Origin of the sequence: Corynebacterium sp. (assembly GCF_030535495.1) — a bacterium.
Classification (GTDB): Bacteria; Actinomycetota; Actinomycetes; order Mycobacteriales; family Mycobacteriaceae; genus Corynebacterium.
Map to the genome: position 1 here is coordinate 1 of NZ_JAUNRW010000073.1, position 11272 is coordinate 11272.

At 68.4% G+C, this 11272-nt stretch carries 13 protein-coding genes and 1 tRNA gene; 6 read left to right on the forward strand and 8 right to left on the reverse strand.

What is annotated here, in order from left to right; translation table 11 throughout:
• On the forward strand, nucleotides 1-765 hold a 765-nt coding region (locus Q4F73_RS08975; protein WP_303359013.1), incomplete at its 5' end, for a transporter associated domain-containing protein.
• A complete protein-coding gene (locus Q4F73_RS08980; protein WP_303359014.1) occupies nucleotides 762-1814 on the forward strand; it encodes a CNNM domain-containing protein in 1053 nt (350 codons plus the stop codon). The genes Q4F73_RS08975 and Q4F73_RS08980, both read left to right, overlap by 4 nt.
• Here Q4F73_RS08980 and Q4F73_RS08985 read toward each other — a convergent pair.
• Complete coding sequence (locus Q4F73_RS08985) at nucleotides 1801-2637, reverse strand: zinc-binding dehydrogenase (RefSeq protein WP_303359015.1); 837 nt, start codon at nucleotides 2635-2637, stop codon at nucleotides 1801-1803. The two genes, Q4F73_RS08980 and Q4F73_RS08985, sit on opposite strands and share 14 nt — an antisense overlap.
• 28 nt (nucleotides 2638-2665) lie before the next feature.
• On the opposite strand from Q4F73_RS08985, the gene Q4F73_RS08990 reads away from it, so the two are divergent.
• Entirely contained in the window at nucleotides 2666-3169 is a 504-nt protein-coding gene (locus tag Q4F73_RS08990) for a nucleoside deaminase (protein WP_303359024.1), read from the forward strand.
• Here the strand turns inward: Q4F73_RS08990 and Q4F73_RS08995 are convergent.
• The 6 genes from Q4F73_RS08995 to Q4F73_RS09020 form a co-directional block, all read right to left on the reverse strand.
• Nucleotides 3129-3202 (reverse strand) — tRNA-Leu (locus Q4F73_RS08995). The genes Q4F73_RS08990 and Q4F73_RS08995 overlap by 41 nt on opposite strands.
• Before the next feature lie 25 nt (nucleotides 3203-3227).
• Nucleotides 3228-4187, reverse strand: a complete 960-nt coding sequence (locus Q4F73_RS09000; protein WP_303359016.1) for a Ppx/GppA phosphatase family protein — start codon at nucleotides 4185-4187, stop codon at nucleotides 3228-3230.
• Nucleotides 4184-4741 carry a DUF501 domain-containing protein gene (locus tag Q4F73_RS09005; RefSeq protein WP_303359017.1) on the reverse strand — a complete coding sequence of 186 codons (558 nt, stop codon included), beginning with the start codon at nucleotides 4739-4741 and terminating at the stop codon, nucleotides 4184-4186. Before Q4F73_RS09005 ends, Q4F73_RS09000 begins: the two co-directional genes overlap by 4 nt.
• A gap of 5 nt (nucleotides 4742-4746) precedes the next feature.
• Entirely contained in the window at nucleotides 4747-5244 is a 498-nt protein-coding gene (locus Q4F73_RS09010) for a septum formation initiator family protein (RefSeq protein ID WP_303359018.1), read from the reverse strand.
• A 77-nt stretch (nucleotides 5245-5321) separates the two neighbouring features.
• Nucleotides 5322-6599 carry a phosphopyruvate hydratase gene (gene eno, locus Q4F73_RS09015; RefSeq protein WP_303359019.1) on the reverse strand — a complete coding sequence of 426 codons (1278 nt, stop codon included), beginning with the start codon at nucleotides 6597-6599 and terminating at the stop codon, nucleotides 5322-5324.
• A 121-nt stretch (nucleotides 6600-6720) separates the two neighbouring features.
• Entirely contained in the window at nucleotides 6721-7485 is a 765-nt protein-coding gene (locus Q4F73_RS09020) for a lytic transglycosylase domain-containing protein (RefSeq protein ID WP_303359025.1), read from the reverse strand.
• Nucleotides 7486-7619: 134 nt separating this feature from the next.
• Between Q4F73_RS09020 and Q4F73_RS09025 the strand changes: the two genes are divergently transcribed.
• A complete protein-coding gene (locus Q4F73_RS09025) occupies nucleotides 7620-8039 on the forward strand; it encodes a hypothetical protein (RefSeq protein WP_303359020.1) in 420 nt (139 codons plus the stop codon).
• Between the two features lie 4 nt (nucleotides 8040-8043).
• Here the strand turns inward: Q4F73_RS09025 and Q4F73_RS09030 are convergent, their stop codons facing one another.
• Nucleotides 8044-8652 carry a MazG nucleotide pyrophosphohydrolase domain-containing protein gene (locus Q4F73_RS09030; protein ID WP_303359021.1) on the reverse strand — a complete coding sequence of 203 codons (609 nt, stop codon included), beginning with the start codon at nucleotides 8650-8652 and terminating at the stop codon, nucleotides 8044-8046.
• Nucleotides 8653-8666: 14 nt separating this feature from the next.
• On the opposite strand from Q4F73_RS09030, the gene Q4F73_RS09035 reads away from it, so the two are divergent.
• Together Q4F73_RS09035 and nadA are read left to right on the forward strand one after the other, a co-directional pair.
• A complete protein-coding gene (locus tag Q4F73_RS09035) occupies nucleotides 8667-10136 on the forward strand; it encodes an amino acid permease (protein WP_368660521.1) in 1470 nt (489 codons plus the stop codon).
• Between the two features lie 70 nt (nucleotides 10137-10206).
• A complete protein-coding gene (nadA, locus tag Q4F73_RS09040; protein WP_303359023.1) occupies nucleotides 10207-11241 on the forward strand; it encodes a quinolinate synthase NadA in 1035 nt (344 codons plus the stop codon).
• Nucleotides 11242-11272 lie beyond the last annotated feature (31 nt).

Consider the following 11272-nt stretch of genomic DNA (forward strand, 5'->3'; position numbering starts at 1 on the left):
AGCGGCGAACTCGACGACCAGACCTTCCTCGTCCTCGACCGCCTGCTGGACTTCCCGGAGCACGACGTCGAGCACGCCATGGTGCCGCGCTCGCGCACCGATGTCGTCGAACCCGCGACGACCATCGGTGAGGTCCGCCAGCTCATGGCCCTCGCGCACACCCGCTACCCCGTCATCGACGACGAACACAACCCCGTCGGTCTCGTTCACCTGCTGGATGTGCAGGACACCGAGCTTCCCGACGCCGCGCCCGTCACCGAGATCATGCGCGAGATCCTCGTGGTGCCGGAGCTGATGTCGTTGCCGGACGTCGTCGAAAAGCTCGAGGACGCCCAGCAGAAGCTGGCCGGTGTCATCGACGAGTACGGCGGCTTCGTCGGCATCGTCACCGTGGAGGACCTCGCCGAGGAAATCCTCGGTGACGTCACCGATGAGCACGACGGTGAGACCTCCGAGGACATCACCGAGACGAACGAGGACGAGTGGCTCGTCGACGGTGACACCCCGCTCGACGAGATCGAGCGCGCCATCGGCCATGATCTGCCGCAGGGGGACTTCGAGACCATCTCCGGTCTGCTCATCTCCCACACCGGTGGACTCGTCGAGGAGGGTGAGGTGCACATCATCGAGCTGGAGGCCGAGCCTGAGGACTTCGTCGACGGCGAGGACGCCCCCACCCGCACCCTGCGCATGAGCGTGGAGGAGGTGGACCGCCACGTGCCGTCGGAGGTCCGCATCGAACTGATCGAGGAGGAGAAGAAATGACGAACTGGTACATTGCCCTCCCCGTGACCGTGCTGGTCATCGTGCTTTCGGCCTTCTTCGTGGTCATCGAGTTCTCCCTGCTCGCCGCCCGCCGCAACCGGCTGGAGGAGACCGCGGAAACCTCCGCGAACTCCCGCGCCGCGCTGCGTTCCCTCAACGAACTGACCCTCATGCTCGCCGGTGCGCAGCTGGGCATCACCGCGGCGACGTTCGCGCTCGGTGCCATCACCAAGCCGTGGGTCCACCACCTCATCGAGCCCGCCTTCGGGGCGTTGCCGAGCGGTGTGGCTTACGGTGTGTCCTTCGCGTTGTCGCTGTTCATCGTCACCTTCCTCCACCTGGTGGTCGGTGAGATGGCGCCGAAGTCCTGGGCACTGGCTCATCCGGAGACCGCGGTGCGGCTCATCGCCGGGCCGGCGCGCGTGTTCATCACCATCTTCCGCCCGCTGCTGCAGTGGATCAACACCATGGCCAACGCCCTCGTGCGCCGCGCCGGTGAGGAGCCGGTGGAGCGCGCCGCCGCCAAGGGTTATGACGCCGAGACGCTGCGCAACCTCGTCGAGCATTCCCGCGACACCGGTGCCCTCGACGACGCCTCAGCCACCCAGATCACCGGCCTCATCGCCCTGGAATCCATCACCGTCGGCGATGCCGTCACGCCTCGGCAACCGCTGGCGGCCACCGCGACGGTCGCCGAGGTCCGCGCCCGGTCCCGCGAGATCCGCTCCATGCGGGTGCTTCTCGACGCCCCCGTCGGCGCCGACCAGCCCACCCCGCACCTCGTCCACGTCCGCGACACCCTGCTCGCTGACCCGCAGGACATCGCCGACACCTACTCCCGCCCGGCTCTTCTGCTGCCGCAGACCACCACCCTGTCGGAGGCGCTCAACATCATGCGCAGCCACAACGAGCAGGTCGCCGTGGTGGTCCCCGAGGACGGCATCGCCGATTCGCCCGGCGAGGTCGTCGGCGTGATCACCTGGGACGACATCCTCTCTCGCCTGTGGCCGAGCATCGAGGAGGAGCTCGACCGGGTCAATCGAGCGTAACCACCACTTTCCCGGTGGCGTGGCCGGACTCCACCTCGGCCACGGCCTCGGCCGCCCGCTCCAACGGGTAGGTGGCGCTGACATGCACCCGCGCCTCACGGGCCACCCGCGCGAAGACGTCGCGGGTGCGTCGTCGTGGAACATCCGTGCCGCCGAGCTTTTCGACGAGCGGCTTGTCCGCCACCGACACCAGCCGCGCTCCCAGGCCCGCCGCCTTCTCCAGCTCCGCCCCGCCGACCAGGTCGAAGACCGCGGCGGGGCGTTCGTCATGCCACTGCCCCTTAGGAACGTGGCGCGCGCCGTGGGATTCCACGAGCTCCTTCTTCGCGTCCGAGCTCACCCCGATGACCCGGATCCCGCGCTGCGTGGCCAAATGGGTGATCGCCACCCCCACTCCCCCGCCGGCGCCGAGCACCAGCAGCTCCGATCCGCTCGGCAGATCGAGCATGTCGAGGGCGTCGAGTGCCGTCCCCCACGCCACCGGCAGGCACGCGGCGTGCCGCGGATCCATGCCGGCGGGGACGGGGGTGACGGAGGCGGCGTCGAGAAGCGCCTGCTCCCCGAAGGTGCCGTGGCCGTCGGCGGCCGCGCCGAAGACCATCTCACCGGTGCCGACCACCCGGCCTGCCGCCTCCCTACCGAAGGCCATGGGGAATATGACCTCCCAGCCGTTGGTGCCGTTGCGGGTACTCAGGTCGCCGGGGTTGACGGCGGTGGCCACCACGTCGATGAGGACCTGGCCGGGGCCGGGGGTGGGGGCGGGGACGTCGAGAAGCTCGAGGACCTCGGGGCCGCCGTGGGACTGGAAACCGAAGATACGCATGAACCCCAGTATGCCTATGCTGGCGGCCATGATCACCGACACTGACCGCCCGTGGCTCGCGCGGGCCGTGGACCTGGCCGCCCGGGCCCTGGATTCCGGGGACGAACCCTACGGCTCCGTCCTCGTCGGGGCCGACGGTACGGAGCTGTTCGCCGACCACAACCGCATCTCCGGGGGCGACGCCACCCGCCACCCCGAGTTCGCCATCGCCCGCTGGGCCGCGGAGAACCTGGCTCCCGCGGAACGCGCGGAGGCGGTGGTCTACACCTCCGGCGAACACTGCGCGATGTGCTCGGCCGCCCACGGCTGGGTGGGCCTGGGCAGGATTGTCTACGCGGCGTCCTCGGCCCAGATCAGCGCCTGGCGCAAGGAGCTCGGGCACCCTCCGGCACCGGTGCGGGCGATTCCCATTCAGGACGTCGTACCCGGGCTGGCCGTCGACGGGCCCGATGAGGAGCTGGGCGCGAGGGTGCGGGAGTTGGTGGCCGGAGTGCCCCCAGTCGGACTCGAACCGACACTGAGCGGATTTTAAGTCCGCTGCCTCTGCCAATTGGGCTATAGGGGCAAGGACACTCATTCTAGCGGACCGTCTACGAGCGCAGACGATCCCCCAGACCGGCGACAATGCCGTCGAGAATGTCCTTCTCGCTGATGACGAAACTGTCGATCTTCGTGTGCGCGGCGATCATGTCCATGATGCCGTCCACGACCGCGCTGCCCCCGCCGAGGACGTCGGCACGCCCGGGGTGCACGACCGGATTGAGACCGCGCGTCTCCGCGGACTGGCGGCGGATCTCCGCGGTGAGCAGACGCAGGGCGGAGAAGTTGAGCACGGAGCCGTGGATCTCGCGGGGATCATAGGTCTCCAGTCCCTGCGCCAGGGCGGAGAGGGTGGTGAAGGTCCCGGCCACGCCGACGAAGGTGCGGGCCTGGGTGATCGGCACGATCTTGACCACGTCCTCCAGGCGTTCGCCGATGTACTCCATGGCGATCTCGGTCTCGGTGTCCGTGGGCGGATCGGAGCGCATGATGCGCTCGGTGACCCGCACGCAGCCCATCTGGGCCGAGTGGGCGCCCATGATCTCGCCGTCCGCGGTGCCGACAATGAACTCCGTCGAACCGCCCCCGAGGTCGATGACGCAGAAGGGGTCGTCCGAAGGGTCGAGGTCGGTGATGGCCCCGCGGAAGGACAGGGCGGCCTCCTCCTCACCGGAAATGACCTCGGCCCGGGCGCCCGGGGTGATGCGTCCGAGCAGCTGGGCGGTCATACGGAAGAAGTCGTCGCGGTTGGCGGCGTCACGGGTGGCCGAGGTGGCCACCATACGCACGTCCTTGACCTGCTCGAACTCCATGATCTCGACGAAGCGACTCAGTGCGGCCCGCGTGCGTTCGATGGCCGCCGGGTCGAACTCCCCGGTGGCGTCCACGCCCTGCCCGAGGCGGACGATCTCCATCGTGCGGGTGATCTCGCGGGTGGTCTCCCCCACGATGTCGCAGATGAGCAGGCGGATCGAGTTGGTGCCGCAGTCCACGGCAGCGACACGGGTCACTTGGCGGCCTCCTGGTAGAGCTCGTCGAACTGGTGGGCATCAAAGCCCAGGTCAGCGCAGGTCGGCCAGTCCTGGGGGATCGCGGTGCCGCGCAGCCCGCCACGGTCGGCGGCGATGGCCACGGCCTCGGTTCCGAAACGAACGCGCTCCGGCCCCTCCGCCAGGGCGTAGGCGATGAGCACGTGCAGGCACTTGACGCGCTCGGGCATGCCGCCGCCGGAGAAATCGGTGCCCAGATCCTCCAGGGCGTTGCGCTCGGCGAGGTAGTGCTCGTGAGCGGCCTGGTAGTCGGCCTGCAGCTCGGCGGAGTCCGCGAGGCGCTCCTCCATCCACTTCATCACGTGGGCGACCTCGAGGCGCGAGGCCTCGGCGGTCAGGCGCGGGTCGGTGAGGTAGTACAGGGTCGGGAAGGGAGTGCCGTCCGGCAGGCGCGGAGCGGTTGTCACCACGCCGGGCTGCCCGTCCGGGCTGCGGTAGGACACCGCCAGGACACCGCGGGGCTCACGCCCCAGTTGCTTCTCGACGGCCGCCAGGTCTGCTTCATTGACAGTCATGGCGATCATTCTTCCACGAGCACGCCCCCGGGGTCGTCTGCGGGCGGCGTAGCGATCGACGCCCACAGGATCTCGTACCAGGTCAGGTCCGCCGTCAACTCCTCGGCGGAGGTGGTCACGGAAGCATCTGCCTCCATGTTCGGGTCGACGATGCGGAAGGCGAACTCACCGGGTTCGATGAGGCCGAGGCGGCGGCGGGCGTCCTCGCGGATCCATGCCTCGTCCTCGTAGCGGTCGATCTCCGCGAGCAGGCGTTCCTTCTCCTCCTGCTTCTCCGCGATGGACTCGTTGAGACGGTTGATCTCCGAACGCCCCTGGAAGTAGTTGTTCGCCGGCGCCCAGATGGTGCCGATGATGATGATCGCCACCGCCACCAGCACACCGAACTCCGCCGTGTTGAAGCGCATGGTCGGCTGCTTCGGGGGCTTCGGCTGCTGCTCCTCCCGCGCACGGGAGGCCACCGGCACGGTGCGCCGGGAGCGGGGGGTGGGATCGGTGCTCATAGGACTTCCGAGTCTAGACGACGACGCCCCCTGCGCCCGGAAAGCCGGGCGGAGGGGACGTCGACAAGCGCCGTCAGTTACTTCTGGAAGCGCGGGAAGGCGGAGCGGCCGGCGTAGACGGCGGCGTCGCCGAGCTCCTGCTCGATGCGCAGCAGCTGGTTGTACTTGGCCACGCGCTCGGAGCGGGCCGGGGCACCGGTCTTGATCTGGCCGCAGTTGAGGGCCACAGCCAGGTCGGCGATGGTGGTGTCCTCGGTCTCACCGGAGCGGTGGGACATCATGGTGCGGTAACCGTTGCGGTGGGCCAGGTCGACGGCGTCGAAGGTCTCGGTGAGGGTACCGATCTGGTTGACCTTGACCAGCAGCGCGTTGGCGGCCTTCTTGTCGATGCCCTCCTGCAGGCGGGTCGGGTTGGTGACGAAGAAGTCGTCGCCGACCAGCTGGACCTTGTCGCCGATGGCGGCGGTCAGGGCGACGTAGCCGTCCCAGTCGTCCTCCTGCAGCGGATCCTCGATGGAGACGATCGGGTACTCGTTGACCAGCTCCTCGTAGACCTTGGACATCTCCTCGGCGGTGAGCTCCTGGCCCTCGAAGTGGTACTTGCCGTCCTTGAAGAACTCGGAGGAGGCGACGTCGAGGGCGAGAGCGACATCCTCGCCCACCTTGTTGCCGGACTTCTCGATGGCCTCGACGATGAGATCCAGGGCCGCACGGGTGGACTCGACGGAGGGGGCGAAGCCGCCCTCATCGCCCAGGCCGGTGGACAGGCCCTTCTCCTTGATGACGGACTTGAGGGTGTGGTACACCTCGGCGCCGACCTGAAGCGCCTCGGTGAAGGTCTCGGCGCCGATCGGGGCGATCATGAACTCCTGGACGTCGACGCCGGAGTCGGCGTGGGCGCCACCGTTGAGGATGTTCATCATCGGCACCGGGAGCACGTGGGCGTTCGGGCCGCCGATGTAGCGGTAGAGCGGGAGGTTGGCGGAATCGGCGGCAGCGCGGGCCACGGCCATGGAGACACCGAGGATGGCGTTGGCACCCAGGCGGGACTTGTTGTCCGTGCCGTCCAGGTTGAGCATCGCCTGGTCGATGGCGCGCTGGTCATCGGCCTCGTAGCCGGCCAGCTCGTCGGCGATCTCCTCGTTGACGTTCTCGACGGCCTTCAGCACGCCCTTGCCCAGGTAGCGGTCACCGCCGTCACGCAGCTCGTGCGCCTCGTGGATGCCGGTGGAGGCACCGGAGGGGACACCTGCGGTGGCGATGGTGCCGTCGTCGAGCACCACGCCTGCCTCAACAGTCGGGTTACCGCGGGAATCCATGATCTCGCGGGCGAAAACGTGAATGATGTCAGCCACTTGTGGGCCTCCTAAAGCCAACTTGAGGTGGGAGTTGTTCTTCGTCGCGCGCACACGTCACGCGTCCGCTGACAATTCTTCCAGAAAACCACTCGCGGCGGGAGGCTTGAGGGGGTAGCCGTCAGCGGGCCGGCTGGTTGAGGGCGTAGGAGGCGGCGGCGTCGCGCACGTTGATGAGGTACTCCTCCGAGCGGTTGTAGGCGTAGACGGCGCGGGTCCAGCCTTCCGGGGTCGCCAGGTCGCCGCCGTTGGCGCACAACAGATGGGCGGCGCCGAGGGCGGCATCATCGATCTGATGCGGATCAGCCACGCCGTCGCCGTTGGCGTCCCGGCCGTAGCGCTTCCACGACTCCGGGATGAACTGCATGGGGCCGACCGCGCGATCCCACTCGGTGTCACCGTCGAGGAGACCACCGTCCGTGTCCGGGATGGCGGCGAAGCCGGGGCTGCCGTCCAACGGGATGCCGATGATCCGCGGCTCCGCGACCCCCTCCTCGTTGATGCGGCTGCGATTGAAGTAGTCGCCCGAGTAGGTGCCGTGGCGGGATTCGACCCAGCCGATGCCGGCGAGGGTGTTCCAGTGGAGGTTGCATGCGGGCCACGCGTCGCGGGCGATAAGGGCCGCATTGCCGTAGGCACGGATGGCCGGTGAGGGGATGCCGGTCTGCTCGGCGAGGGGGTCCGCCCAGAAGGTGAGCTTGTCGGCGGTGCGTCCCAGGGCGTGGACGTCGATGGCGGGAACTTCCGCCGCGGCGGCCGGGGGTACGTTGTCCGGGACCGGCTGCAGCTGCCGGGTGGGGCTGGAGATGTCGAGGAAGGACAGGGCCCACCCGACGAGCGAGATGACCATGATGATCGCCAGGATCACGCCCAGGCCACAGCCCATCACCCTTCTTCCCATGGGGCACGATCCTACGGCATGGACCCGACGGAAGAGGAAACGGCCACACAGGTCACATTGACCACACAGATAGCGTACTGTCACTGGCGTAACTGTTTCGTTGCTGAAAGGACTCCCGCATGCTTCGCCGTTCCCTCGCCACCGTCGCCGCCGCAGGCATCGCGCTCACCGGACTCGCCGCCGTCGCCCCCGCCGCCCAGGCCCAGGACATCAACCGCCTCATCGGCGCAGCCCCCTGCGAACTCGTCGACCCGGTGCTGCGCAGCACCTTTAACATCAACGCCGACACCACCCGCTCCGGCCTGACCAAGCAGATCCGCGAGGCCGCGCGCCCGGTCACCGGCACCGACCCCGCCGCCTTCCTCCTCGGCGCCCAGTACGCCAACCAGATCGCCGACCGAGCCGTCGCGTGCGGTGTCGTCAAGGAAGACCCCCAGCTCTTCCCCGGCAGCTCCATCCCCGGCCTGGAGAACATCCCCAACATCACCGAGATCCAGGACATCCTCCAGGGTCTGTCCAGCACCCTCCAGCCCCGCTAAAAGGCTACTCCCGGGATTTCCCCAACGCCCACAGCCGTTCCTGCTCCTCGACGGGCACGACCTTCGTCGTCCCGTCGAAGAGATAGGGGGAACGCGAACGCAGCTTATCGACGAAACTGCCCGCCACATCGCCGAAGTCGAAGGCGGCGCGTCGAGAAGCGATCTCCGCGTGGAACAGCACCTGCAGCAGGACATCGCCGAGCTCCTTGAGCAGGGCCTGATCGTCCCCGTCGCGCTCCCATTCGACGACCTGATCGGCGAACTCCTGCGCCTCCTCCGCCAGATAGGGCAGGAGGGAGCGGTGCGACTGGGAGGCCTCCCACTCCCCGATGGAACACGCCCGCTCCATGGCGCGGACCGCCTCCCGGACCGGATCGCGGCGGGAGGCGGCGACGATGAGGGTCTCCCCCGCCTCGACACGCGCGCGCACGCGCGGGTCGAACTCATCGGTGCTCACCAGCACCCCCGGCCCCTCGGCGGCGACGAGCCGGTCGAAGTTCCACCGCACGCTGATGGGGACCTCCTCGGTGAACTCCAGCCGGCCACCCAACCGCCCGATGGCCTCGAGGGGGATGAGGGCGGGCCAGCGGTCGTCGAGAAGCAGGACAGTCATGGCCCTCATAGTAGATTGAGCCGGTGACCACAGCCCGCATCCATACTGTGACCGTCTGGTCCCTCGTCGCCCTCATCATCGGATCGACGGTCGGCTCCGGCATCTTCTCGCTGCCCCAGAACGTGGCATCCGCCGCCGGCCCCGGGGCCGCGCTCATCGGCTGGGCAATCTCCGCGGTGGGCATGCTCGCCATCGCGTTCGTCTTCCAGATCCTGGCCCTCCGCCGCCCCCACCTCGATTCCGGCGTGTACTCCTACGTCCGTGCCGGCCTGGGCGACTACATCGGTTTCACCTCCGGCTGGGGTTACTGGCTGGGGTCGGTCATCGCGCAGGTCGGCTACGCCACGCTGTTCTTCAACACGATCGGCCACTACGTGCCGTGGGTGGGCACGGACCGCCCTGTGGCCACCGCGCTCGCGGTGTCGGTGATGACGTGGACGATCTTCGCCCTCCTCTCACGCGGGGTGCAGCAGGCCGCCTTCCTCAACGCGGTGACCACGGTGGCGAAGCTCCTGCCCATCGCCGCCTTCATCGTCCTCGTCGCCTTCCTCGGGTTCAGCTGGGAACGCTTCACCCTCGACTTCTGGGGCGAGGGCCCGGTCCTCGACCAGGTGCAGGGCATCATGCTGTTCACCGTGTGGGTGTTCATCGGCGTCGAGGGGGCGTCGGTGTACTCGAAGCAGTCCCGCACGCGCCGCGATGTCGGCCGCGCCACCATCCTCGGGTTCTTCACGGTCCTGGCCCTGCTCATGTCCGTGTCCATGCTCTCCTACGGCGTGCTCACCCAGGAGGAACTGGCCGCACTTCCCGACAACTCCATGGCCGCGGTCCTCGAAGCCGTCGTCGGCCCGTGGGGAGGGCTGCTCATCTCCATCGGCCTGTGCCTGTCCGTCCTCGGCGCCTACGTCTCCTGGCAGATGCTGTGCGCAGAACCCCTGGCCATGATGGCCTTCGACGGGCTGCTGCCGCGCCGCCTGGGCGCCGTCAACCGCGCGGGCGCGCCCTGGGCGGCGCAGCTGCTGTCGACGGTGGTCATCCAGATCACGGTCATCATCTTCTTCCTCAACGAGACCGCCTACATCTCGATGGTGCAGCTGGCGACCGTCCTCTACCTCGTGCCCTACCTGTTCTCCGCGCTCTACCTGGTGCTGCTCGCCGCGCGCGGGCGCGGCCTCGCCCATCCCCACGCGGGAGTGCTTTTCGACGACAGCGGCCCCACCCCCTCCCCCGCCGACAACCGCCGGCACCTCATCGTGGGCGCCCTCGCCCTGGTGTATTCCGCGTGGCTCATCTACGCCGCCGACCCCACCTTCCTCCTCTTCGGGGCCCTGGCCGTGCTCCCCGGACTCATTCCCTACGTGTGGACCCGCCTGCAGGCCCACGAGAAAGTGTTCAACCGCTTCGAGACAGTCGTGGTGATCGTGCTGGTGGTGGCCGGTGCCCTCGCGGTGTGGGGGCTGGCCCAGGGGACCCTCTCCCTGTGACCTGGTTCGTCGGTGGGCGGCTGCGTCTGGGATACTGAGCGTCGACACCCCGGGTAACCAAGGAGAAGACGTGGCCACCAAGCTCTCATCCCCCCTGCTCGACCAGATCGTCGAAGGCCCCGCAGGCTTCACCGGCATCGAGGCGAACGACGAATGGGCCGCCGAGGTTCACCGCCTGGCCCGCGAACGCAACGCGATCATCCTCGCCCACAACTACCAGCTCCCCGAGATCCAGGACATCGCGCACTTCACCGGCGACTCGCTTGGCCTGTCGCGGATCGCCGCGGACACCGACGCCGACGTCATCATCTTCTGCGGCGTGCACTTCATGGCCGAGTCCGCGAAGATCCTCTCCCCCGAGAAGACCGTCATCATCCCCGACGAGCGCGCCGGCTGTTCGCTGGCCGACTCCATCACCGCCGAGCAGCTCGCCGAGTGGAAGGCCGAGCACCCGGATGCGCTGGTCGTCTCCTACGTCAACACCACCGCCGACGTGAAGGCGCTGACGGACGTGTGCTGCACCTCCTCGAATGCGGTCGACATCGTGAAGTCCCTGCCCGCCGACCGGGAGATCCTGTTCAACCCCGACCAGTTCCTCGGCGCCCACGTCAAGCGCGAGACCGGCCGCGACAACATCCGCATCTGGGCCGGCGAGTGCCACGTCCACGCCGGCATCTCCGGGCCGGACTTAGTCTCCCGCACCGAGGAGAACCCGGAGGCGGACCTCTACATCCATCCCGAGTGCGGCTGCGCCAACTCCGCCATCTATCTCGCCGGCGAGGGGCTTGTCGACGCCGACCGCGTCCACATGCTCTCCACCGGCCAGATGCTCGACGAGGCGAAGAACCAGGGCACCGGCACCGTGCTGGTCGCCACCGAGGTGGGCATGCTGCACCAGCTGCGTCAGACCGCCCCGGACATTGACTTCCGGCCGGTCAACGAGCGCGCCGCCTGCTCCTACATGAAGATGATCACCCCGGCCGCGTTGCTGCGCGCCCTGGCGCTGGGTGTCGACGAGGTCGACGTGCCCACGGGAATCGCCGACGCTGCCCGGGAATCCCTCGAGCGCATGATCGCGGTCGGGCAGTCCGGGCTGGGCGAATAGTCCCCTAGCTGATCAGCGCCATCGCTGAGAG